The sequence below is a fragment of the Aquimarina sp. Aq78 genome (assembly GCF_900299525.1).
GTDB lineage: Bacteria > Bacteroidota > Bacteroidia > Flavobacteriales > Flavobacteriaceae > Aquimarina.
The window spans coordinates 820,494-846,756 of record NZ_OMKA01000001.1 but is presented as its reverse complement, the minus strand read 5'-3'; the positions used below and the strand labels follow the sequence as shown (position 1 = coordinate 846,756).

Annotated in this window: 22 protein-coding genes; 21 read left to right on the top strand and 1 reads right to left on the bottom strand. The window is 31.1% G+C overall.

The features are described 5' to 3' along the window. The first annotated feature begins 1 nt into the window (after window position 1). From DG435_RS03610 to DG435_RS03560, 11 genes are all read left to right on the top strand, one after another. Entirely contained in the window at window positions 2–922 is a 921-nt protein-coding gene (locus DG435_RS03610) for a hypothetical protein (RefSeq protein ID WP_106794568.1), read from the top strand. Window positions 923–1,027: 105 nt separating this feature from the next. After that, the gene (locus tag DG435_RS03605; RefSeq protein WP_234387173.1) at window positions 1,028–2,023 is read left to right on the top strand and encodes an EpsG family protein; all 996 of its coding nucleotides are present in this window, start codon (window positions 1,028–1,030) and stop codon (window positions 2,021–2,023) included. A 22-nt stretch (window positions 2,024–2,045) separates the two neighbouring features. Next, complete coding sequence (locus tag DG435_RS03600; RefSeq protein ID WP_106794566.1) at window positions 2,046–2,936, top strand: glycosyltransferase family 2 protein; 891 nt, start codon at window positions 2,046–2,048, stop codon at window positions 2,934–2,936. After that, complete coding sequence (locus DG435_RS03595) at window positions 2,936–4,078, top strand: glycosyltransferase family 1 protein (protein ID WP_106794565.1); 1,143 nt, start codon at window positions 2,936–2,938, stop codon at window positions 4,076–4,078. Before DG435_RS03600 ends, DG435_RS03595 begins: the two co-directional genes overlap by 1 nt. A gap of 1 nt (window position 4,079) precedes the next feature. After that, window positions 4,080–5,468, top strand: coding sequence for a phenylacetate--CoA ligase family protein (locus DG435_RS03590; RefSeq protein WP_106794564.1), 1,389 nt, complete (start codon window positions 4,080–4,082; stop codon window positions 5,466–5,468). A gap of 8 nt (window positions 5,469–5,476) precedes the next feature. After that, window positions 5,477–6,889 (top strand): MBOAT family protein, encoded by a 1,413-nt coding sequence (locus tag DG435_RS03585; RefSeq protein ID WP_106794563.1) that lies wholly within the window; start codon window positions 5,477–5,479, stop codon window positions 6,887–6,889. Between the two features lie 3 nt (window positions 6,890–6,892). Next, window positions 6,893–7,834 (top strand): hypothetical protein, encoded by a 942-nt coding sequence (locus tag DG435_RS03580; protein WP_106794562.1) that lies wholly within the window; start codon window positions 6,893–6,895, stop codon window positions 7,832–7,834. A 125-nt stretch (window positions 7,835–7,959) separates the two neighbouring features. Next, window positions 7,960–9,306: an MBOAT family protein gene (locus tag DG435_RS03575; protein WP_234387172.1), complete on the top strand. Its 1,347-nt coding sequence runs from the start codon at window positions 7,960–7,962 to the stop codon at window positions 9,304–9,306. Between the two features lie 4 nt (window positions 9,307–9,310). Beyond that, window positions 9,311–10,240 (top strand): SGNH/GDSL hydrolase family protein, encoded by a 930-nt coding sequence (locus tag DG435_RS03570; RefSeq protein WP_106794560.1) that lies wholly within the window; start codon window positions 9,311–9,313, stop codon window positions 10,238–10,240. 25 nt (window positions 10,241–10,265) lie between these two features. Next, window positions 10,266–11,675 (top strand): MBOAT family protein, encoded by a 1,410-nt coding sequence (locus DG435_RS03565; protein WP_106794559.1) that lies wholly within the window; start codon window positions 10,266–10,268, stop codon window positions 11,673–11,675. Between the two features lie 2 nt (window positions 11,676–11,677). Next, window positions 11,678–12,643 carry a hypothetical protein gene (locus tag DG435_RS03560; protein ID WP_106794558.1) on the top strand — a complete coding sequence of 322 codons (966 nt, stop codon included), beginning with the start codon at window positions 11,678–11,680 and terminating at the stop codon, window positions 12,641–12,643. A gap of 55 nt (window positions 12,644–12,698) precedes the next feature. Here the strand turns inward: DG435_RS03560 and DG435_RS03555 are convergent, their stop codons facing one another. After that, a complete protein-coding gene (locus DG435_RS03555; protein WP_106794557.1) occupies window positions 12,699–14,714 on the bottom strand; it encodes a right-handed parallel beta-helix repeat-containing protein in 2,016 nt (671 codons plus the stop codon). Between the two features lie 411 nt (window positions 14,715–15,125). Here DG435_RS03555 and DG435_RS03550 point away from each other — a divergent pair, with 411 nt between their 5' ends. The 10 genes from DG435_RS03550 to DG435_RS03505 all read left to right on the top strand — a co-directional run bounded on the left by DG435_RS03550 (window position 15,126) and on the right by DG435_RS03505 (window position 26,251). Beyond that, window positions 15,126–16,271, top strand: coding sequence for a glycosyltransferase family 4 protein (locus tag DG435_RS03550; protein ID WP_106794556.1), 1,146 nt, complete (start codon window positions 15,126–15,128; stop codon window positions 16,269–16,271). Between the two features lie 390 nt (window positions 16,272–16,661). Next, window positions 16,662–17,267 carry a sugar transferase gene (locus DG435_RS03545; protein WP_106794555.1) on the top strand — a complete coding sequence of 202 codons (606 nt, stop codon included), beginning with the start codon at window positions 16,662–16,664 and terminating at the stop codon, window positions 17,265–17,267. A 21-nt stretch (window positions 17,268–17,288) separates the two neighbouring features. Next, window positions 17,289–18,386: a hypothetical protein gene (locus tag DG435_RS03540; RefSeq protein WP_106794554.1), complete on the top strand. Its 1,098-nt coding sequence runs from the start codon at window positions 17,289–17,291 to the stop codon at window positions 18,384–18,386. 83 nt (window positions 18,387–18,469) lie between these two features. Continuing rightward, entirely contained in the window at window positions 18,470–19,966 is a 1,497-nt protein-coding gene (locus DG435_RS03535) for an AMP-binding protein (protein WP_106794994.1), read from the top strand. Window positions 19,967–19,976: 10 nt separating this feature from the next. Next, window positions 19,977–20,216, top strand: coding sequence for an acyl carrier protein (locus tag DG435_RS03530; protein WP_074406514.1), 240 nt, complete (start codon window positions 19,977–19,979; stop codon window positions 20,214–20,216). A 55-nt stretch (window positions 20,217–20,271) separates the two neighbouring features. After that, the gene (locus DG435_RS03525; RefSeq protein WP_106794993.1) at window positions 20,272–20,940 is read left to right on the top strand and encodes an acetyltransferase; all 669 of its coding nucleotides are present in this window, start codon (window positions 20,272–20,274) and stop codon (window positions 20,938–20,940) included. Window positions 20,941–21,026: 86 nt separating this feature from the next. Then, window positions 21,027–21,632 carry a sugar transferase gene (locus tag DG435_RS03520; protein ID WP_106794992.1) on the top strand — a complete coding sequence of 202 codons (606 nt, stop codon included), beginning with the start codon at window positions 21,027–21,029 and terminating at the stop codon, window positions 21,630–21,632. 84 nt (window positions 21,633–21,716) lie between these two features. Continuing rightward, the gene (locus tag DG435_RS03515; RefSeq protein ID WP_159025790.1) at window positions 21,717–23,951 is read left to right on the top strand and encodes a NeuD/PglB/VioB family sugar acetyltransferase; all 2,235 of its coding nucleotides are present in this window, start codon (window positions 21,717–21,719) and stop codon (window positions 23,949–23,951) included. Window positions 23,952–23,990: 39 nt separating this feature from the next. Next, the gene (locus tag DG435_RS03510; RefSeq protein ID WP_106794990.1) at window positions 23,991–25,079 is read left to right on the top strand and encodes a GNAT family N-acetyltransferase; all 1,089 of its coding nucleotides are present in this window, start codon (window positions 23,991–23,993) and stop codon (window positions 25,077–25,079) included. Continuing rightward, window positions 25,076–26,251: a GNAT family N-acetyltransferase gene (locus DG435_RS03505; RefSeq protein WP_106794989.1), complete on the top strand. Its 1,176-nt coding sequence runs from the start codon at window positions 25,076–25,078 to the stop codon at window positions 26,249–26,251. The genes DG435_RS03510 and DG435_RS03505 overlap by 4 nt, the downstream gene beginning before the upstream one ends. Window positions 26,252–26,263: the final 12 nt, after the last annotated feature.

Genomic DNA, 26,263 nt, shown 5'->3' with positions numbered 1-26,263 from the left:
CATGAAATTACTTTTACTTAAGTTAGGTCTTTTCTTTATCATATGTTTGGGGATAGTTACTATTGTTCTGGTTAATTCTGGAGGTAATGTAGATTATTTTTATGAAAAGTTTACTACACCAAATGCCAAATCGATGATTATAGGGGATTCTCGAAGCTTACAGGGAATCCAACCAAGTGTTATAAATACATATTTTAAGGATAAAGGATACGATCTTCCGATTTTGAACTATAGCTTTACAATTGCTCAAGCTCTTATCGGACCACCATACAACAAAAGCATTTTTAAAAAATTAGATACCACATCAACTAATGGTATTTTTATTATTTCTATTACTCCGGATATGTTAACCTCACACAAGGATTATAGCAATGAGGAAGGAGAGTTTAGAGAGATTGATCAGCCTCCTCATAATATGAACTTTGTGAATATGAATCCAAATTATGAATATTTGGTAAAGAATTTTTCGTTTTTTCATTTCAAAGGAATGTTCAGAAAAAGCTCTACTTTACATAAAGATGGTTGGCTAGAAGAAACAAATCTACCAAAGAATAAGCAGGTTTTTGAAGATTGGAAAAAGAATCAAATCGCTTTGTATTTAAAAGATCAAGGGGACTTTGAAGTGTCTGATATACGAATACAAAGTTTAGTGACTTTAATAAAAAAATTAGACCGTTATGGAGATGTTTATTTGGTAAGAATGCCTATAAGTAAAGAATATTTAGGGTATGAAGAAAAGTATTATCCAAAATTTGATACTACGATAGATTCTTTATCAAAAACTAATCAGATTCCATATTTTGATTTTAATAAAATGGATATGGTTTATGAAACTTATGATGGTCACCATATAGATAAATTTGCTGGGAAAAAGTTTACAGAGAATTTATGTAAGTTAATATTCTTAAACAAAAAGAATTGATGTACAATGTTTGATTGGATTCCAATAGGGATATATTACAAGATTTATATTAATCTATCACTCTTTCTAGTGCTATTTACACTACTCCATACCAGAGTTTTGAAAATGGACGATAAAAAGAATTTGATTTTTATTAATATCACGGGATATGTTCTACTTACTTATATCATCCTATATATAGGACAAAGACCTATTACATACTTGTTTGGTGATATGATTAATTATATGCGATCATTTCAGCATTATCAAAATGGGGGAGAGATTATGTTTGGAGCGGATTATTCATGGCATATTTTCATGAAAACCTTAGCTTATGTGGTTTCGGCTCATACTTTTTTTACTATATGCGCTTTTATATACATATTTCCTTTATATAGAATTTCTAAACAACTTTTTAATCAATATTGGTACTATGCTTTTATGATGTTTATCGTTTCCTATTCATTTTGGACCTATGGGGTAAATGGTATGAGAAATGGAGCGGCTTGTTCTCTTTTTTTATGGGGAGTAAGTTATCATAGAAACAAAGTGGTGATGGCTGTGTTTTTTCTTTGTGCTGTTGCTTTTCATAAAACTTTATTTTTACCAGTATTAGCATTTGTAGCTACATATTTTTATAATGACCCGAAAGTGTATCTCAAAGGATGGCTAATGTGCATTCCATTATCATTAGCAATGGGAGGAGTATGGATATCGCTTTTTAGTAGTATAGGGTTTGCAGACGACAGACTATCTGGATATTTAAATTCTCAGGCAGCAGAGGGCACTTTTGCCAGTACAGGTTTTCGCTGGGACTTTTTGTTTCATAGCGCATTTCCAATAGCAGCCGGATGGTATTTTATTTATAAAAAACAATTTGAAGATAAACTCTATTATCAACTCTTAAATACCTATTTGATTTGCAATGGATTTTGGGTTTTGGTTATTAAAGCTAATTACTCCAATAGATTTGCCTATTTATCATGGTTTATGATGGCCGTGATTATTATCTATCCTTTTCTTAAACAAAACTTTTTTAAGGATCATCATTTTATGTTAGGTAAGGTAATGTTGGTGTATTTTTCGTTTACTTATTTTATGTACTATTTATATTGGGGATAACAAAAACTAATTTTAACCACACATGAAAACTATTACAGTATTTACACCAACGTATAATCGAGCATATTGCTTGCACAAATGTTATGAAAGCTTGATTAAACAATCAAATCAAGATTTTGTATGGCTCATTATAGATGATGGCTCTACAGATACTACAGAAGAACTGGTTGCATCCTGGATTAAAGAAAATAAAATAGATATTGTATATCATTATCAGGAGAACCTGGGAATGCATGGAGGACATAATGCTGCATATCGACTTATCGAAACTACTCTTAATCTTTGTATCGATAGTGATGATTGTATGGGAGAGGATGCTATTGAAAAAATCCTTAACTCATGGGAAACCATTAAGGATAAACCAGAATATGCTGGTTTGGTAGGGTTAGATGCAGATGAAAGTGGTGCTATTATAGGAACCAAAATACCTCAAAATATAAAGCAAACTACATTGTATGATATATATAATGTTCATGGAGTAAAGGGAGACAAAAAGTTAGTATATAGAACCGAAGTAGTAAAAAAGTACCCATCATATCCTATTTTTGAAGGTGAACGTTTTGTGCCGCTGGGATATCTATATCAACTCATTGATCAGGATTATAAATTACTACCGGTAAATGAGGTTTTTTGTGTTGTAGAATATATGGCTGATGGTTCTAGTATGAATATGCTAAAACAATATCGACGACATCCCAGAGGTTTTGCTTTTTCAAGAAAAAGTAGAATGCAATTGGCAAAAAATTTTAAGGACAAATTTAAAAATGCAATTCACTACGTTTCAAGTTCTATGTTTATAAAAAATGGAGGTTTTTTAAAAGAATCTCCAAAAAAACTAATCACATTTTTAGCAATTCCGTTTGGGGTTTTGCTTAACCTTTATATAAGATATAAAACCAAAAACGAATTTTGATGGCTACCACCAGAGTTTTACAAGTCTTTACTGTTATGAATCGTGGAGGAGCAGAATCTATGATCATGAACTATTATCGTAGTATAGATAAAAATAAAGTTCAGTTTGATTTTTTGGTACACAGAAAGGAAAGAGCTGCTTTTGATGATGAAATAGAAAGCCTGGGAGGAAAAATATATAGGATGAATCCTATAAGTCCTTTTTTTCCTGGCGCATATTATAATGAACTACGAAAATTTTTTGAAGAGCATAAAGAATATACAATTGTACATTCGCATTTAAATACATTTAGTTGCTTTCCTCTTAAAATAGCAAAAGAATTCAATATACCCTGTAGAATTGCTCATGCTCATATTGCTATTGAACCCATTAAACTAAAAGATGTACTATCAAATAGCGAAAGCCTTAAGGAAACATTTAAAAAGCTCGTCAAGTTTCAATTAAAGAAAAAAATACATAAGTATTCTACTCATAGTTTCTCTTGTGGTGAAAAAGCCGGAAAATGGCTTTTCAAAGAAAAAACAGCTTTTACAATAATGAATAATGCAATCGATGCTAAAGCATTTGCCTATGATTTAATTGTAAGTGATACTTATAAAAAGGAGCATGATCTAGAAAATAAATTGGTTATTGGCCATGTAGGAAGATTTACGAGTCAAAAAAATCATTCATACATTTTGAAGATTTTCAATCAATTAGTTCAAAAGAAAGAAGATAGTGTATTGGTTTTTATTGGCGACGGACCTTTACGTACTAAGATCGAAGAAGAAGCTAAAAGTTTATCTATTGATGATAAAATACGTTTTTTAGGTGTAAGAACAGATATACCCCAGTTATATCAAATGTTGGATGTATTTGTTTTCCCTTCTTTTTATGAAGGCCTTCCCGTTACTCTGATAGAAGCTCAGGCTGCAGGGCTCAAAGTTTTTGCTTCTGATAGAATTACAAGAGAAGTACATCTAACCAAGGATATAGAGTTTTTATCGATCGCGATCTCACCAGAGGTCTGGGCAGATAAAATTTTAGAAAAGATATCAGAAGAGAAGGCTAATAACTTTGATATGGTAAAAAATAAAGGGTACGATATTCAAAAAAATACTGAAATATTTCAGGATTTTTATCTGAAACAAACACATAAGTGATATGGGGAATTTACAAGAAAAGATCTATGCAAAGTCTCCCCATTTTATGCAAAATTGGATTGTATCATTATATAATGTTTTAGCATACAGAAAAAGATATTCTGGTAAATACAAACATTTTGTAAACTACTATTTTAAAAACAGAAACCTATCCGTTGATCAACTTAATAGTATACAGGCAAATAGATATAGTGAGTTTGTTACATATGCAAAAAAACATTCTGAATATTATAACAAGACATTAGGAGAGATTACCGCCTCAGAGGATATCACCAATATAGCTAAACTTCCTATAATTAATAAAGAAACATTACGGAGTAATTATTCTGGTATTTATACAATTCAAAAAAGTGAAGGAATTGTATCTAAAACAGGAGGAACTACAGGAAAATCCCTAGAAGTACTCTATACCCATGATGATGTTCAGGAACGATTTGCTTTGTTAGATGACTTTAGAAGTAGTTTCGGATATAAATTAGGAAAAAAAACAGCGTGGTTTAGTGGTAAAAATCTTTTGAGCGAAAAGGATATTAATAAAAAAAGGTTCTGGAAAACGGATCATATTTATAATGTAAGATATTATTCAACTTTCCATATTCACGGTAAATATTTAGAATATTACCTTAAGAATTTGATGCAATATAAGCCTTTATACATGGTTGGGTTTCCTTCTACAATGTATGAAATTGCAAAATATGGATTAGCTAAAAACATTGATTTTCCCGAAAATACTATTAAAGCAATATTTCCTACCGCAGAGACTATAACAGATGATATTCGAGAGGTTTTAGAAGGTTATTTTAAAACAAACTTATACAATCAGTACGCTTCGTCAGAGGGAGCACCATTTATTTTTGAATGCAAGAATAAAAAATTACACTTAGAATTACAGAGTGGTGTTTTTGAAGTACTAGATGAAGAAAATAACCCAAGTAAAAAGGGGAGATTAATAGTAACTTCTTTTAATACTCATGGTACACCGCTTATTCGATATGATATAGGGGACCAGATTGAACTTGGCACGGGAACATGCACCTGCGGAAATAACAATCCGTTGGTTAAAGAAGTTCTTGGTCGTATTTCGGATTATATTTATTCTGAAGAAATAGGAAAAATCAACCTGGGAAATATATCAAATGCCCTTAAAGGAGTAAAAGGGATTATAAAATTTCAAATCCAACAAGATGCAATTGATGACCTTTTAGTTCTGATAGAAAAAGATGAAACGGTATTTGAGACTAAATATGAAGAAGTATTTTTAAAAAACTTAAGAGATCGAGTCGGGACCAAAATTGAAATAGAACTAAGGTATGTTGACGCAATTCCTGTAGAGAAAAGCGGTAAGTTTAGACTGATTAAAAACAATATCAAAGATAAAATTCAAAATTAGTAGAAACTATGCTTTTTAATTCTTTAGAGTTTTTTCTTTTTCTATGTATTGTGTTTGTACTCTATTGGTTTGTCGTATATAAAAATCATAAGTTTCAGAACGTTTTACTACTAATCGCAAGTTATGTTTTCTATGGATGGTGGGATTGGCGATTTTTGTCTTTAATAGCACTAAGTACTTTAACAGATTATTTTGTAGGATTTCGAATATATCAATCTAAAGATAAATTAACGCAAAAGAGATGGCTCTGGGTAAGTGTGTTATTTAATTTGGGGTTGCTTGGTTTTTTTAAATACTATAATTTTTTTATAGAATCATGGATCGACCTTTCCGCTTCTGTTGGATATGAATTTCAAAACACCTGGACACTAAAAGTGATTTTACCCGTTGGGATTTCGTTTTATACTTTTCAAACCTTATCATATTCTATAGATATCTATAGAAAAAAGCTAAAGCCTACCAATGATTTTATTGCTTTTGCGGCTTTTGTATCGTTTTTTCCTCAGTTGGTCGCCGGACCAATAGAAAGGGCAACCAATTTGGTTCCACAGTTTTTGAAGAAAAGAAAGTTTACTTATCAGAATTTTTCTACTGGTATTAAGCTAATGATTTGGGGATTTTTCCTAAAATTAGTAGTTGCAGATAGGGCAGCTATTTATGTAGATGCAGTATATAATAATATCGAAAATCATGATGGTTTAAGCTTTGTTGTCGCAACTGTTTTATTTGCATTTCAGATATACGGTGATTTTGCAGGATACTCATTAATAGCAATAGGAACCTCAAAACTTTTTGGTTTTGATCTAATGACAAATTTTAGGCGTCCTTATTTTGCAGCTTCTGTAAGTGAATTTTGGACGAGATGGCATATATCGTTATCTACATGGTTTAGAGATTATTTATATATTCCTCTAGGAGGGAATAGAGTAGGGAAGATGCGTTGGCTTTATAACCTCTTTGTTACTTTTTTAATTAGTGGTTTATGGCATGGTGCAAATTGGACTTTTATTGCATGGGGAGCATTAAATGGTTTGTATTTAATAGCAGAAGTTTTGGTGAACCGAAAAAATAGAAGAGGGATCATTAATGTGCTGCTAACATTTATCTTGATTAATTTTGCATGGATATTTTTCAGAGCTAATTCTATAGATAATGCTTTTTATATTATAAAAACAATTTTTACTACTCCTGGGAGATTGTATATCGGTAGTGGAGATGATATTGCAGCTCTTTTATATGCTATCCTGGCCATTGGGATTCTTCTTTTTGTTGAAACCAAAAAAGAATATTTTAATGCGCTTCTCTCTATTTCTAAAAATAAGTATGAAGTAGTAAGACTTACAGGGTATGCAGTTGTAGTATTTATGATTTTATATTTCGGAGTATTTGGTAAGAGTCAATTTATTTATTTTCAATTTTAAGAGATGATTAAAAAAGAATATAAATTAGCGTTAATAAAACTAGTAAAGTTTATTGTCATTTTACTGATTACAGACTTTGTATTGGGAGCTATCTCAAAACAAGTGTTTTTTAGTCAGGAAACGGGCAAATATGCTAGATCTACACATGCAATAAACGAGACAAATGCCAAAGTTTTAGTATTAGGAAGTTCACATGCGCATAGACATTATGTGCCTAAAGTTTTTGAAGAGGAATTAAATACATCAAGTTATAATGCAGGTGCCGAAGGACAACAATTATTGTATCACGCGGCACTACAAAAAATGATATTGAAAAGAACCACACCAGATTTGATCATCCTAAATATTGATGAGGACTTTTTGTATACATCAAAAGAAGCATATGACAGGCTTAGTGATTTACATCCTTATTATGCCAATCATAGAAGGGAACTTAAACCAATATTAGGTTTGAAATCTAAGCTCATTGGTTTTAAATTGTTTTTTAGATCATATCAAACCAACTCTACGATTGTTCATGCAATAAGGTATTATGCGTCACCTCAAATAGATTATAAAGGCTATCGCCCATTATTTGGGAAAGTAAAACCTTCTGATAGTACAGATGAAATATTACTGAATGAAGAAGATAAAAAAATAGATCAAAATTTTGTGAAAGTACTTCGAGATTTGATAGCTACGGCAAAAAATAAAAAGGTGAATCTGGTTTTTGTTACTTCACCAACGTTACAACATGTAGATAACTCAAAAAATATTTCTTTTACTACGATACAGGAAATTGCTAAAAAAGAAAATATTCCTCTTGTTGATTTTTTTAATTCAAAGCAATTTGTGTCTCAATACAAATTATTTCATGACACCTCACATTTAAATAATGATGGAGCGGAACTATTTACAAAACTTTTAGCCGATAAAATTAAAAGAATGAAATGGATTAATAATTAAAGTTTATAACCGAAAACACGTTTAAATACACAGTTTATTCATGAATATAAGAATTATTACATATGCTTTTTAACTCATTAGAATTTCTTCTGTTTTTTCCAGTTGTATTTATCCTGTATTGGATAATGAAGAATAACTATAAGTATCAAAATATCTTACTGCTAGTATCTAGTTACATATTTTATGCGTGGTGGGACTGGAGGTTTTTGTCACTAATTTTATTTAGCTCATTTGTAGACTATTTTTCGGGATTAAAGATTGAGGCTTCAAAAACTAATGCAGGGAGAAAAAAATGGCTTCTTGTAAGTCTTTGTTCTAACCTGGGGCTTTTGGGAGTATTTAAGTATTATAACTTTTTTGCTGATTCTTTTTCTAATTTGATGCTTGGTTTTGGGTGGGAAGTAGATGATTTGACATTAAATATTATTCTTCCGGTTGGGATTAGCTTTTATACTTTTCAGACATTAAGTTATACTATTGATATATATCGGGATCAATTTAAACCAACAAAAGACATTATCTCTTTCTTAACTTATATAAGTTTTTTCCCCCAATTAGTTGCAGGCCCAATCGAGAGAGCTTCAAATTTACTTCCACAGATAGAAACCAAAAGAGAATTTAAACATAAATGGTTTAATGAAGGGGTTTTTCAAATTTTGGTTGGTCTATTTAGGAAAATCGTTATAGCTGATAATCTAGGGACTTATGTAGATGCTGTTTATTATAATCCAGAGATTCATAATTCAAGTACACTCGTACTTGCTACGTTTTTTTATGCTTTTCAGATATATTATGATTTTGCTGGGTATTCTGATATTGCTATCGGAAGCGCAAAATTATTAGGATTTAAATTTAATCAGAATTTTAATTTACCGTATTTCTCTAAAAGTATTACCGAGTTTTGGCGAAAATGGCATATGTCATTATCATTTTGGCTAAGAGATTATCTCTACATATCACTTGGCGGAAACAGAAAAGGCATTAAAATCACGTATAGAAATTTGATGTTAACCATGCTACTAGGAGGGCTATGGCATGGTAGTTCCTGGAATTTTGTGATTTGGGGTGGTATTCATGGACTTGCGTTAGGGTTAGAAAAGTTCGTTTTCTCATTGAAGAAAAATCAAAATTTCGGATTCTTAGGGTACATATACACGTTCATTGTGGTTTTATTATCATGGGTGTTTTTTAGAGCACCAGATCTGGATTCTTCGTTAACAATTATCAAAAAGATAATGAGTTTTAACTTTTTGATGCCATTTATTGGCGATTTTAATAATGTAACCATATCTGTTTTAATGCTATTACTGGGGATTGGTTTTGACCTTTATATTCGTCTTAAAAAAGTAGATTTAGAGGTCTTAGGAGGAAAATTAAGCACATTTAGATTAGTAACTTTAGCTACGGTAATTATAATGTTGCTTAATCTGTTTTATTCAACGTCAAATAATTTTATATACTTTCAATTCTAACGATATGGATAAAATTAATTTTAGATCTGCATTAAAACTTATCGTATATATATTAGTGATTTCTTATATAACAGATAAAATAGTTTACTATGCTCTCAATACTGTAAGTGATAAAATTTTATCAGGACAGGCAGTGGGCAAACTAAATCATTTTTTAATTGTTAAAGATTCTGTAGATATTTTGACATTTGGGAACTCTAGAACAAATCATCATATTAATCCAGAAAAACTATCCCATTCTGGTTTTAATATGGGAGCCGATGCTAGGTCAATAGCTTTTTGTGCAACCTTAATCAAGATGTTGCCTAAGGATAAAAAACAACTTGTTGTCGTTAATGTAGATTCAAAAAACATATTTAAAGCTAATTATTCTGGAGATGATATAAGTCCGTTACGAATACGATATCACAGGAGTGATATTATAAGACATGAGATTGATAAAGTATTTAGTTACGATCCCATACAAAACTTTTATTGGAGCAAAGCTTATAATGGAAAAGTATTAGGCCTTTTTAAGAATTTCTTTATACCAAAATATGATCATACAAAGTATCACGGTTATGATCCGATTTATGTAAATGAAACTCAAAGAGAAATCTTTAAGAATTTTTTAAAAAAACCAAAAAGAAAAAAATGTCTAGACTCGTATACATTAAACCCTTTGTATGAGGCTTACCTTAATGAAATAAAGACGTTTTGTGAAAATAATAATAAAAGACTAGTATTGATTACCTCTCCTTTTTATAGCGATGAGTGTAAAAATGATAATAAAAAGATGATTGAGATATTCAAAACTATGGATATCGAATATCATGATTTTTCTAATCTATTTAATGATGATAATCAAATAGAATATTGGAAAGATGATGTTCACTTGTCAGATAAAGGAGCGCAGGTGTTCTCAGAAATATTAAACAATGCTCTGTATAAATAAAACTAAGAATCGATAGATATAAGATATGCTTTTTAACTCTTTAGAATTTTTCTTGTTCTTACCCCTTGTATTTGTTTTATACTGGTTTGTAGTACATAAAAAACTAAAACTACAGAATTTCCTAATATTGATTGCCAGTTATGTGTTTTATGGATGGTGGGATTATCGATTTTTATCGTTGATTGCATTAAGTACAGTGGTAGATTATTTTATTGGACTTACTATTGATAACTCTGATAAAAAATCAACTAGAAAAAGATGGCTCCTGGTGAGTATGTTGTTTAATTTAGGCCTCCTTGGTTTCTTTAAGTACTATAATTTTTTCATTGAATCCTGGGTAGATCTTTTAGCTTCTGTTGGATATCAAATTGAAAATACGTGGACGCTAAAAGTAATATTACCAGTTGGTATTTCTTTTTATACATTTCAAACGATGTCATATTCTATTGATATCTATCGCAAAAAATTGAAACCAACAAAGGATTTTGTTGCCTTTGCAGCTTTTGTATCATTTTTTCCTCAATTGGTTGCAGGGCCAATAGAAAGAGCATCTAATTTACTGCCTCAGATGCTGAAAAAACGAAAATTCGATAAACTTCAGAGTATAAAAGGAATAGAACTTATCGTATGGGGGATGTTTAAAAAGGTAGTTATAGCCGATTCTTTTGCGCCTATAGTAAATGATATTTTTTCTAATTATACAGACTTCTCTGGTGGTACATTGATTATGGGGGCTCTGCTCTTTGCATTTCAGATCTATTGTGATTTTAGTGGATATTCTGATATTGCTATTGGTACGGCAAGGTTGTTTGGGTTTGATTTAATGACAAATTTTAATTTCCCGTATTTTTCGAGAAGTATTGGCGAGTTTTGGCGAAAGTGGCATATCTCATTATCTACTTGGTTTAGAGATTATCTCTATATTCCACTAGGTGGATCTAAGGTGGGTAAGTTAAAAGGAATTAGGAATGTTTTTGCCATCTTTTTGGTAAGTGGATTTTGGCACGGAGCAAACTGGACTTTTATTGCCTGGGGAGGAATTCATGCACTTCTATTTATACCTTCATTTGTATTAGGAACAAATAGAAGACATTTAGAAAGTGGTACTACACAAATGACAATTTTATCATATGCTAAGATTTTTGGACAGGTAGTGTTCACCTTTGCTGTAGTTACACTTGCCTGGATTTTTTTTAGAGCAGATTCTATTCAGGATGCAATTAGTTATATCATGAGAATCGACTCGTTTAAGATGGATGCATTGAGTTTTATCATGTTTTCTGATATCATACTTATTGTCATATTATTGATATTAGATTTTATGAGATATAAGCAAATGAAAATTCATTTTATCATGTGGATTCTTATGGCACTGGCAATTGTTGGGTCATTAAATAGAGAAGTACAAGCAGAGTTTATTTATTTTCAATTTTAAGGATGAAATACATAAAGAAAATAGTGATATACATTATAATCTTAGAGGCTTTTAATCTGGTCATAGGATTGTTTTATAATGGAACAGATACATTTTTGTCTTTTACAGGATTTAATGATCCTCCTCTTTATTATGATATGGATTCGTTATATGGAGTTACGAGGCAAAAAAATGCTAAACAAATGATGCATTACCCCTGGGGAGGTATTGTAAACGAAATTAATTCACATGGTTTTAGAGACGATGAATTTAATGATGATGGTGTTCTTGTTGTTGGTAATTCTTTTGTAGAAGGCTTTGGTATGAATAAAGAAGACCGGTTTTCTGAAATCATAGAACAAGAACTGGATATCACTATTAATAATGCTGGATCAGGAGGAGTATGGACACCTATACAAGGAGTAGTTCTGTTAGAACATTTGCTGAAAAGCGAAAAACTAGATTGTAAAAAGATAGTTTTTATAATGACTCCTGGAGAAGTAGTAAATATTGGAAAAAGAAATCCTAAAAACGACTCAGGTAGAAATTATCCATATAGAGAAGGGGACTCAATTGTATTTCATAAAGCTAAGTATAATAGTTTCGGAAATAATTTATCCTTGCCAAGTAAAGTTAAAAGGTTTTGTAAGAGCCTTTTGATGTTTAAAATTTTTAATACGTTTAAGTATTATGGGGCGGCCAAAGGGAAAAGGAAAGAACTGGATTTTGATGAAAGAAAACTGGACTGGATCGTAAAGAAAATAGAAGAGCAAAAATTTGACCAGGTTATAGATATTGTTGTCATTAATAACTTGGGGAGAATGCATCTTAATAAGATTACAGATTATCAAAATAATTCTAACAACATACGTTTTCATGTTGTTCAATTCCCTGATGAATTAAGTAACTATTTTGTCGCCAATGGTCATTTAAGTGAGAAGGGAAACAAAGTATTGGCCAGGATTTTAAAACCAATATTTAAGAACTAAACATAAAAAACCACCTATCAAGGTGGTTTTTTTTTATGTTATTTTATCCAGAGTATTAATTACAATCGTTTCTATCTAAAGTAACCTCACTTGGACTTGTCGTAGCACCAATATTTATACATTCAAAACGTGTACCTGCTGGAAAACTAATTTTATTTAAACTAGTATTTATGGCAGTATTAACACCGCTCAATGCAATACCATGATAATCGGCAGAAGAAATCTCATTTGATGACAAATCAACCTTAGATGCATCTACTAGCAATACAGGCCCATTGGTTGTATTGTTATTGTAGGTAACACCTTTACTTTTTGAAAAGACTACAGAAGCAGAAGACTTGAAAGTATTATCACGTATATCAACACCATAATTTTCTTGACCTGCTTCTTGATTAACAGCAACAAAATATAAGTGATTTGCTTTTACATCTATATAACTGGTCGCAGTGTTATGTGAGTGAATTGAAACATTATTTGCAAATGTAGATTGTATACTTATACCTCTACTAGAAGCCGATGAGCTTTTAATAAGGTTTCCGTAGATATTAGTCTTTTTCTCAATTTGCTTTAGCTGTACACCACTACTGTTATTAATAATTTGATTACCAAATATATCAACCTCACCATAGTATGCAGCAATAGCAACACCATAACCAGATATGTTATTTCCAGAAATCTCGTTGTTAAATACTGTTTCTCCTGTACCAGCAGCAAGTATTGCTGGAGTGGTTTTTGATTTTTCGGTAGCTACAAAAGTATTATTTCTAATTTTAGAATCAGAAGTTGCAGAATATACAATCTTATTTTCCATGTCGTTACCTTCTATTGTAACTTCTTCGCCAATAGAAATTGTAAATCCACCAACTCTGCTTCCTCGTTCTGTATTATTGCGGATAAAAATTTTATGCGCTTTTTCATAGAGAATAAGATTGCCACTAGCATCTCTTGTTCGGGTTGCTTCAATATTAACTGCATATCCAACAACACCACCATTTATATGTTCAGAATCTAAACCTGTATTTAAGAAGGTGTTATTTTCAACATAAATGTTATATCCATCTGTAATAGACATACTCATTCTTCGGTTATTATCAAAAGTACAGTTCTTGATAGTGATATCATGTGTAGGATCATAGTGAGGTTGAAAAGTAAATCCTATAGAGGCAATGTTTACAGCTCCAAAAGAGCCATCAATAAATTTTACTCCGTCTGCAATAATATTATCTGAAGAATGAAAAGCCATTAAGTGTGTTCCGGCTTCTTTTGTGTCAAAGCCATTACTATAGATTTGTTCATCACGTTTGCCATCTAAAATACCTCCACTTACTTTAGCATTTGATACTTCTCTAAAAGCTAAAATGAAACCACCTTTTAATCTATCAGTAGGAAAAACTCTTAAAATCGTTTTTGGGCTATTTGGATCATCAGTATTGGGTAACATTTTTAAATGGAAATCAGATGGAATATTTATAGCTTCTCGTGAAGGATAAAAATTTTGATTGGTAGTCGTACTGGTTACCGAAGTAATATCAAAATACGCATCAAATTTTCCGATCTCAAAAGTCGTAGCACCTAATGCTTTAGTAAAATTTAGTAATCGTTCTAATTCACCAGTGTTTTTTAAGGCCTTTTCAGCAGTAGTACGTCCTTCAACAATACCTTCCCATCGTGAAGCGAAAAATTTAAAGGTAGGTTCTTTAAGTTTTACATCTCCTTCGATTTCTATACTAGAACTTAAAAGTTCACCAGCAATAGTACCACCAGCAAAAATTAGTTTTCCATTTTTAACATCACCGCCGTCAAATTCAAACTTAACATTTGCAGGTAATGTGACTGTTTCTCCTTTAAGATCTAAAACACAATTAAATATAATTGTAGAATTAGCAGCAACAGTAGATAAATCAAAATCACATGGCGTTGTAACCACATTTGGTATTGTATCTGGTGTAGGAGTTTCTTCATCGGGAGTTTCGACTCCAACAACTGGAGCAACATCATCAACACTTTCTTTGCTACAGGAAATAGCAATACAGCTCATAAAAATAAGTAGGTAATAAGGCAACTTTTTCATTTTGGGGGGATTATTTAGGTTAATTATTATTCTATTTTTAAGTTATTTACCATTTTTTTGAGTTTGCTGTTATTTTCTTGAGTTAGTTATTATCTGCATTAACGTAAGATTGGTAAATTAATTGTGTAAATTTTATTTGGAAATGTTAAATTTTATTCAAAATGCGTAAATACTTGAGTTTACTAGCCTAAACCTTAGCTTTTTTGTTGATTTCCCGTAGAAAACAACAGCATTTTTACTAGTCATTTTGCCTGGGGTTTAAAAAATAAAAGAAACCATAATTTAAAGTTTTCAAACACTAGCATATAACTATATTTGTATCCGAAAATATTTTAGAATCAACTCATCATTATTTTTAATATCAAAATTGGTAATGAGTTTACTAGTTTTACTTTTAAGTCTGGGGAAAAAATGCAAAAAATAATTAGGGTTACTACTGTACCTATATCATTAGGGAAATTATTACAAGGACAACTAAAGTTTATGTCCCAATATTATGATATGATTGGAATATCAGGAAAAGGAGAGGGGCAATTAGATGTGGTGTCAAAAAATGAAGAAGTACGTGTTATTCCTGTAGAGATGACCCGTAAGATTACTCCTATCAAGGATTTAAAAGCAGTATACAGGCTATATAAAGTTTTTAAAAAAGAAAAACCACAGATAGTTCACAGTCATACGCCTAAGGCAGGAACATTATCCATGTTGGCAGCAAAATTGGCAGGAGTTCCGCATCGTTTACATACCATTGCCGGATTACCATTGCTTGAAGCTACAGGAGCAAAAAGAATACTATTGGATACAGTAGAAAAAGCAACCTATGCCTGTGCTACCAAAATTTATCCAAATTCATCAGGGCTTAATGATATTATTATAACTAATAAATATACCTCTCCAAAAAAACTTAAAGTTATTGCAAATGGAAGTTCTAACGGAATAGATACTTCGTTCTTTGATCCAGGACTTTATGCTGAAGAAGAAAACCTAAAATTATCTGAGAGTCTTGGTATTAAATCTACAGATACTGTAATTATATATGTTGGTAGACTGGTAAAAGATAAAGGGATACATGAACTTATTGATGCGTTTAAAAAGTTGAATACTGCATCTGCTACTGCCAAATTATTATTGGTTGGTACCTATGAAAAGGATTTGGATCCATTATTACCAGAAACAGAAGAAGAGATAAATACCAACCCTGATATTATTATGGTAGGGTGGCAGAATGATGTACGACCCTATTTTGCAATTTCTGATGTATTGGCATTTCCCAGTTATCGCGAAGGGTTTCCTAATGTAGTGATGCAAGCAGCATCTATGGGGTTAGCTAGTGTTGTTACCGATATTAATGGTTGTAATGAGATTGTAACAGATGGGGTTAATGGTAAGATCATCCCAGTAAAAGATACAGAACTATTATTTAAGAATCTAAAAATGCTGGTAGAGGATAAGGCTCAACGAGACACTTTAGCCGCCAATGCACGAGAATCTATCACCAGCCGATATGAACGAAAAGTAGTATGGGAAGCGCTATTAGAAGAGTATCGTGCGTTATAATTATGATTAACAGGTGCATTTTAAGCATAGACTTATATCTGTTTTTATACAGAGTTTTTGATAACAATACCTTGTTGAAAAAAGTTAATTTAATGAGGTGAAAACTAAAATATTGATTGTATATTTACTCGCGATTTTAGATATAAAATCACAGACAAATTATTAGCTTCATTCCCTGGTAGTATAAATAATAATTGTTTGTTTATTCCCCCAATTTTTAGTGTTGTATGATAAGTCCTGGATATGTCTTAGGATCATATCATTTGGTTGTTAATATTAATGATTGTAAAGGAGATAGTAATTCTTTTATTTCACTTTTTAACAAATGGTTTATACATTTGTTGGATTAAATAATGGAGTCCCTTTTATGACCATCTAAACTTTAAAAAGGTGTATAAGTTTTTTATAAAAAGAAGTCTTGATTTTAGTGCATCACTAATTTTACTGATCTTTATTTCACCTGTCTTTATAGTATTGATTCTTTTTCTAGCTATCGCTAATCAGGGAAAACCTTTTTTCGTTCAAAGAAGACCAGGTAAAAATGAAAAGATTTTTAGCATCATAAAGTTTAAAACCATGAACGATAGAAAAGATGCTCAAGGAAATTTATTACCAGATAAGGATAGAATAACCAAAGTAGGAGCATTTGTTAGAAAAACTTCTTTAGATGAAATTCCACAATTAATTAATGTGTTAATAGGAGAAATGTCATTGATAGGACCTCGTCCATTAATAATAGAATATTTACCTGTGTATAATGATGTTCAAAAAAAGAGACATGATGTAAGACCGGGTATTACGGGGTGGGCACAGGTTAATGGAAGAAATTCAATTACCTGGAAAAAAAAGTTCGAGTATGATGTATGGTATGTAGAGCATTATAATTTAGTGTTGGATGCTAAAATAATAGGATTAACACTTAAAAAGGTAATACAAAAAAAAGATGTGAATCTGTCTGAAGAAGAAACATCAGAATATTTCAACGGTAAAAACTAGTTTTATTTTAGGGAAAAATAGATGAGTAAAAATTTAAAAATAGTAGCCTTAACCAAAAAAATGCTAAGGGAAGGTATAGATCAAAATACCTATTGGAAAGGAAACCTTACACCATTACCAAAAAGTAAAGCATTATGGTTAGTTTCGAATTCGAGAATAAAAGAGGATGACTATTGTGGCGTTATTGGTTATGAAGATGAAAAAATGATTTCTTTCGTTTTTATGTTTCCTGATCTACTCAATACCAATACCGATGAGAAAACCAAAGTATATTGGATGATATCATGGTGGGTAGATAAACAATATAAAGATACTGTGCTAGGAACATACATCTATAATGAAGCTGTAAACCTTACGGGTAAACAAATTCTTATCAAGTCGTATGCAGAAAATGTCACTACTTTTTATGAGAAACAACCTTTTACAGTAATTACATCAAGATTAAGGCATACGATATTTTTTAGTTTAGATGCATCTATGCTCATAGGAAGGTTTCGATTTTTAAAATCATTCAAGTTTATTTTAGATAGGATTGATGCTATGGCAGCAGGGGTAATAAGACTTATGAATAAGCCAAAAGCTAAGAGTAGAACAAAAATGCTTTCTTATGATTATATCAATCAATTGGATGATATAACATGGCAGTTTGCCGAACCACTTTGTGAAAACGATTTGATATATAAGACAAAAGAGTATATAAATTGGCAGATTAATGCTAATCAATATACTCAGACACCAATACCAACAAAGCATCCTTATAAGTCATTGCAAACGGGAACCAGCAATAATATCTATATTCATAATCTGAAAATTATGAAAGAAAATAAAATTATTGGTTTTTTATCTTATGTGATAAATTATAATGAGTTTAATGTTAAATACTTTTTGGTAAAAGAAGAAGAAAATTATAATTTGTGTGTAGATGCTATGATGGAGAATTTTATCCAAAAGAGAACTAAGTTTATTTTTACAGATGATACTCGATTATCAGATTGTATAACAAAACGATATAGTACTGTTTTTACACATAAGGTGACAAAAAAGGGATTGGCTCATGATGAAACTAAACTCGATTTTGAAAACTCAAATATGTTGAATAGAGATGGACATTTTTATTAAATCAAAAAGAAGAGTAAGGTGATTACAAACGATATTAAGTTTGTAATTAATTTTTTGTCAGGTAATTATTAAAATTTAAACATGTGAAATTTGTAAAAAAACTACAAGATTCGATAGAAAGCTATTCTGATTGTAATGCTTTATGTATAAACAATACGTTTTATACATATCATGATTTTGCTATTGAAATATCTAAGATAAGAGATGCTATAGCAAATACTGTAGAAGATTCTGAAAAACTAATTGGTTTAGTAACCAATGATGATCTTCAGACTTATGCAAGTATTCTTGCACTTTGGCTCGAAGGGAAGGCATATGTTCCTGTAAATCCATCAACGCCAATTGAGCGTAATCATAAAGTTTTTGAATTAACAGAGACACGATATGTCATTGATTCTTCTAAGACTTCAATTTATAAGGATTATAAAGTTATTGCCTCTGGTGCATTGGATGATACCGATATAAACCTGAAGCCTAAACATGTTTCTGGTGATCAAATAGCATATATATTATTTACCTCGGGTACTACAGGGCTTCCTAAAGGAGTTCCTATTACTTTTGATAACGTTAATGCGCTGGTAAATGCAGTTGATGTTGAACCAGAGTTTAATCTGGTTCCTTCGGATCGATGCTTGCAAATGTTTGAGCTTACTTTTGATTTTTCTGTAGTAACCTACTTATTTCCTTTTTTGTCAGGTTCTTGTGTCTATACAATACCAAAAGGAGCAATTAAATATTTTTATATTTTTAAACTTATTAAGGAGCAGAAACTTACGGTTCTTACCATGGTACCATCGATCATAAATTATCTGAGACCATATTTTCCAGAAATTAATGCACCAGATGTACGATATTGTAGTTTTGGTGGAGGAGCATTGCATAGTGATATTGCCAAAGAATGGAGCGAATGTCTTCCTAATTGTAAAATATTTAATTACTATGGCCCCACAGAATTTACCGTTTATAGTGGCTTTTATCCATATCATAAAGAAACTCATCAAAAAGCCCATAATGGAATAGTAGCCATAGGAACACCACAAGAAGATACGTTATATCTTGTTGTAAATAAAGATAATGAAGAGGTACCTGTAAATGTAACAGGAGAACTATCTCTTGGAGGTCCGCAGATAACTCCCGGGTATTGGAAAAATGAAGAACGAAATGCCCAAAGTTTTTTTGTGAGAGAAGAAAACGGAAGAAAAATACGTTACTATAAAACTGGAGATCTTTGCTTTAAAGATGAAGAAGGGGATTTTTTATATGTTGGCCGAGCAGATTTTCAAGTGAAAATTAGAGGATATCGGGTAGAACTGGCAGAAGTTGAATTTCATGCAAAAACAAAATCAGATAGAAAAGTCAATATGGTTGCTCTGGATATTACCAATGCATTAGGTAATGCAGAGCTAGGTTTAGCCATAGAATCTGAAGAATTTGATACTGAAGAAATATTCGATTATATGAAAACAAAAATGCCGGATTATATGATTCCGGGTCATGTGAAATTTATAAAAGAGTTTCCGCACAGTATTAACGGAAAAATTAATAGAAAAGAATTAAGAACATATTTTGACATAAATTAAATAATCAATAATGAGTAAAGAAGAGATTTTATCAAAAGTAAAAGAAGCTTTTGTATCTGTATTAGAGCATGATAATTTTCAGCTTGCTGATGAAACCACAGCAGATGATGTTGATGGATGGGAATCTGTAACGCATATGATGATCATTTCAGAAGTCGAAAAATCTTTTGGTATTAAATTCAAACTAATGGATTTGATGAATATGAATAATGTTGGAGATCTAATCAGAACCATAGAATCCGAACTATAAGTATATAAAAGACTCTTGTAGGTATACCGAGAAATAATTTGTAAAAGAAACATGGATGGATAAAATCTTGATAATTGGTGCGTCGGGTCATGCTAAGGTGATTATAGAAACCATAGAATTGAATGCAAATTATCAAATTCATGGCCTTATAGATACGTTTAAACCAAAAGGTAAAAAGCTACTTGGTTATGAAGTTCTGGGTACTGAAAATTATATTCAGGACCTTGTAGAACAAGGTGTTAATAAAGGGATTATAGCGATAGGAGATAACTGGACCAGGTTTTTAGTACAGACGAGAATAAAAAAACTATCTCCGGATTTTGAGTTTATTACAGTAATTCATCCGTCGGCAATAATTAGTCCAAGTGCCATAGTAGGTAAGGGAAGTATAATATTAGCTTCTGTTACCATTAATGCACATGCAAGGATTGGGGATTTTTGTATTATGAATACTGATGCTAATTTTGATCATGATAGCTATATACAGGACTTTTCTAGCTTAGCGCCAGGAGTTACTATCGGAGGAAATGTTAGTATAGGAACATGTACCGCAATATCCTTAGGAGCAAATATTATTCAAGGTATTACCATTGGAAAACATAGTATTATTGGAGCAGGTTCTTTAATTTTAAACGATATAGACGATTTTAAACTGGTTTATGGTGTTCCGGGGAAAGAAATAAGGACCGTCGCAAAAGGAGAAAACTATTTGTCTAAGTCCTAAGAACAGAAACTATAAGTATAGAAATAGTGGTAAACTTGAAGATATAAAGCATTGTTAATTAAATTGATAAAAGGTATAAAAAGTAGATGTACAACCCATATGTAAAACGATTATTAGACTTTGTGCTTTCTTTTTTTGGTATAGTATTGCTATCGCCCATTATTACCGTGTTGGTTCTAATATTAATTATAGTTAATAGAGGTAAACCGTTTTTTTTTCAGTTAAGACCGGGAAAAAATGGCCAACTTTTTAAAATCATCAAATTTAAAACAATGGCTGATTTAAGATCAGAGGATAAAGATGATGTACATAATGTTTCTCGTATAACCAAAGCAGGAGCATTTATTAGAAAGTACTCGTTAGATGAGATTTTGCAGCTTATTAATGTTTTAAAAGGAGATATGAGTTTAATGGGGCCAAGGCCTCTTTTGGTTGAATACTTACCTTTGTATAATGAGACGCAAAAGAAAAGACATAACGTAAGACCTGGTATAACTGGGTGGGCACAGGTAAAAGGTAGGAATACAATATCCTGGAGTCAGAAATTTGAATATGATGTATGGTACGTAGAAAACCTAAGTTTTATGTTAGATATAAAAATTTTATTTTTAACCATAAAGAAAGTAATTAAGAAAGAAGGCGTAAACATAGATCAAAATACCATTATGCCTGCTTGGAAAGGAAATAACTAATTTAAAAAAACTTTTATAAAAGTTCTTATAGAACACTATAATTCACACAACCAACAAATCAACTTAAATTTAGTAATGAGTAAAATGAAAATAACTGACGACCCTAAAAAAATAAGGATTTATGGAGCTGGCGGGCATTCTCAAGTCATACGAGAAGTACTAGAAGAGAACGGTTATGAAGTGACCGAGACTTTTGATGATAAACCATCTGGACGTCATTATGCGTCTAAGAATGTAACTTCTGGAGCAAGAAAAAATCTAAAAGAATTTCCGCATAAGGGATATCCTGTAATTGTGGCTGTAGGTATAAATGCAGAAAGAGCAGAGATTGCAGGTTTTCTAAAAAGTGATTTTGAAAAGGCAATACATCATTCGGCGATTATAGCCTCAACAGCAAAAATAGGAGAAGGTACTGTTATTTTTGCTGGAGCGATAATTCAACCTAATACGGTTATTGGAGAGCATGTAATTATAAATACAGCAGCAAGTATAGATCACGATAATATTATAGGAAATTTTGCGCATATTTCACCAAAAGCCGCTTTATGTGGTCATGTAGAGGTAGGAGAGGGATCACATGTAGGAGTTGGTGCAGTTGTGATACCAAAAGTAAAAATAGGAAAATGGTGTACCATTGGTGCAGGAGCTGTAGTTTTAAAAGACGTCCCAGACTATTCTACAGTCGTTGGTAATCCAGGTAAAATAATAAAAACAAAACTCACCGACTTGAAGCTTAATAACAAACCAAAATCGTCTGAGATCACTTTTATTGGTTCAGGAATTTCATCATCCTTTACTATTTTACATTTTTTAGATCTTATAGAAAATCATAAAATAAAAAGAAAAATCAATATTAATATAATTGATAAATATCGAGAATTTCACTCTGGGATACCATACGGTTCAAGGTCTGGTTTTTCGGTACACCTTATAACATCGTTAAAAAACTTTTTGCCAGAACCAGAATTGGGAAAATTTATTAAATGGCTTAATAATAATAAGAATTGGCTATTAGATGAGTTGAAAAAAGATGGAGGAACTTTATCTGCAGAATGGATTGTCAAACATGCAGATAGAATAGAAAATAATGAATGGGAAGATCTCTTTATTCCTCGTCGTTTTTTTGGATGGTATATTAATGAAAAAGTAAAGAATAGATTAGAGGAATTTAAGATCAAAGGAGTAGTAGATGTAAATTATATCAACGCAGAAGTAGTAGATATAGAAAAGAAAGAAAAAGAGTATGAGTTATTTTTAGATAATAAAGAGACTGTTTTTTCTGAAAAAGTTATCCTATCTGTTGGTTCTTTACCAGTTAATCACCTTTGGAAAAATGAAAACATTATCGAAGAAGATAACTTACTTTTTATTAATGATCCTTATAGTTCTGAATTAGAGGGGGTTTTAGGAAAGATAGATGCTTTTCTAGAACAAAAATCGAACAAAAAAGTTAATGTTCTTATTGTAGGAGCGAATGCAAGTGGTCTGGAATTACTGTATAAGCTAAATGATATCGAAAAAATAAAATCTGGTATAGATAAGTTTATAATTCTTTCAACTCAAGGGTTATTACCAGATGCTGTTATTGATGAAGAACGAAAAAAAGAATACACCCCTTTTAATTTACAGGCATTAGCAAATGAAAAGACTTTAACTGCAAAAATTATCGCAGAAGCAACTTTTAAAGATCTGGATTATGCAGATCAAATTCATCTTGGAGCAGCATCTACGGTAGATATCATATCAAAAGCTTTTGGAGCTTTATTAAATAAGTTGAATCCAGAAGAATTGAAAAAATTTGCTTGCTATTATGGTAATGAAATAGGAAGAAGACAACGATGTGCAGGTTTTCATTATTCTAAAACTGTAGATGAACTAAAAGAAGAAAATCGTTTTGACCATATTGCTGGACGATTTAGTGATATTAAAAAAACTAAAACGGGTGAATATTCCTTAGAGTATTTGGATACACAATCTGGGAAAAACAAAATCTATGAAGATTCTGTTAGTATAGTGATTAACTGTGTAGGTAGTACAAATCTAGCTAAACAAAACATCCCAGAATTACTAAAAAATGTAATGGAAAAAGGATATTGCAAACCTAATGATTCTAAGATAGGATTTGAGGTTAATGAGGAATTAGAAGCTTCTGATAATTTACATATTATGGGACCATTACTGGCAGGAAATGTATTTGATGGTAAGGCCGTATGGCACGTAGAGCATTGTGGTAGAATTATATGGCTGTCACAAGTATTATCCGAAAAAATTAATGATTATTTTTTAAAAAATGCAGAGTTAAAAGAAAAACCGATATAATAGCTAATAAACAACCATACCTAACTAATATTTTTAAAATTGGAGCAAAATTACAAACTGTTAATTAAAAACCTTGATGAAAATTCAGACATCATAGAATATAAGACGCTCCTTCAGAAAAAATGGAACAATAATGTGTACTATTCTCCAGAGCACTTGTTACATTTTGAGAAGGATCCTGATAAGCTGAAATATTTTTTATTCGAAAAAAATAACAAGCCTGTTATTCTAATGCCTTTTGTTTTTAGAGAAATAAAAGTCAAAGATCAGAAACATCCGTATTTTGATGTTATAAGCCCATATGGCTATAGTGGCCCTTTGTTTAATGATACTGTAGAAGAAGAAGATATTGCCCAATTTTGGAATAATGTTGACCAATGGTATAAGGATCATAATGTAATAACAGAGTTCATTCGATTTAGCCTAAATGGAAATCATAAAAAATATTCGGGATGCTTAACTAATACGTTGTCAAATGTAAGAGGACATCTTTTAGAGAATTTTGACGATCAATGGGTGGCATTTTTACCTAAAGTTAGAAACAATTACAGAAAGGCAGTAAATCATAATTTAGAATTTAAAATATTTCATCAGAATGAAATAACAAAAGATATTATTAAAATCTTTAATGATATCTATGTAAATACGATGAATCGTAATAATGCTGATCGTATTTATTTTTTCTCCAATGCTTATTTTGAAAATCTAATATTATCAAATTTAGATAATTTCTCTATCGCCATTGCATATTATGAGGATATTCCAATTTCGATTGAACTTATCATTGGATACAAGGATACTATTTTTGCATTTCTTGGAGGAACTAATGCAGAGTATTTTAGTTATAGACCTAATGATTTTCTTAGAGTAAAAATTATAGAGTGGGCGATCAAAAATAAGATCAAATGCTATGTCTTAGGAGGAGGTATGAAAGATGGTGACGGGTTGTATAAGCATAAAAAATCACTTTTTCCAAAGGATGAAGATGTGATTTTTCACACGGGTAGAAAAATAATTAATGAAAAAGTTTATGATGAGTTATGTTTATCTGCTAATGCAGAATATTCTCAGACTCATAAAGAAAATGTAAAAGATTATTTTTTTCCTTTTTATAGATTAAGTATATGAAAAAGGTCCAGATAGATTATTTTTTTGAACTTTTTGAAAAAGGATTGATACCAAAAGTATTTCCGAGGATTAACTATTTAGAAAGTGAAGAGCAGTTAATTAATCCGGATTATGATGATGAGCTAGTAAATAATCCCGATACAGTTTACTCAGTTTTCTTTATAGCAGATTACTTAAAACCAGAGCTTAATAAAGAAGTATTTAATTTAAAAAAAGTTGATCAGTTTTTTAAAGGTTATGCTATTTTCTTGGATGGTTTTGCTAGTGCAGATGCCTATATAAAATATCGTTTCAGAAGTAATGCAAAAGGAATAAGAAGAAGAGTAAAAAGACTCGAATCGTGTTTTCAGATTTCATATAAAACATATTATGGCTCAATAGAAAAGGAAGAGTATGATGTGTTAATGGATTGTTTAGAAAAAATGCTGATCAGAAGATTTAAACAACGCAATGATGTGAGCCAGAGTCTTATTCGATGGGATCATTATAAAAGCATGTATTTTTCTTTAATCAATCAAAAAAAGGCATCACTATTTGTGGTTTATGATCATGATAATCCAATAGTGATATCACTTAATCATCATTTTTTTGGACGATTATTTAGTGCAATATCATCATATGATATTGACTATGGGAAATTTAGTTTAGGAAGTGTAGAAATCTATAAGAAACTAGATTGGTGTATTGCAAATAATCATAAGTCTTATGAGATGGGGATGGGAGATCTTACTTATAAGCGCGAGTGGTGCAACCATATCTATAATTTTGAACATCAAATTATCTATCCCAAAAAATCTATTTCTGCTGCTATTAGTGCTTTTGTAGAATATCTAAAGGTGAGTTTTAAAGAGTTTGTTTTTAAAATAGCTTATGTTCGGTATAAAAAATATAAAGCAAAACGTAAAAAAAATACTGTTGTCACACAGGAGTTAGAGTATAAAGCATTACCTATAATAGAAGTACAGTATGATGAGCAATATCCTACAGTAGATTATAATAGTGCCGAGTATAGTTTTTTAAGAAAAATTGTGTTTGACTTTTTATATACCAGTATAGAACATGTATCAAATGTTAGTGTATTAAAAGTTCTGGAAGAAGAAAACACGTATTTGATTATTGGGAAATCGAAGATGCAAAAAATAGTTTTTGAAACCGGTTCACATATTTCTTAAATGATGTCGTTT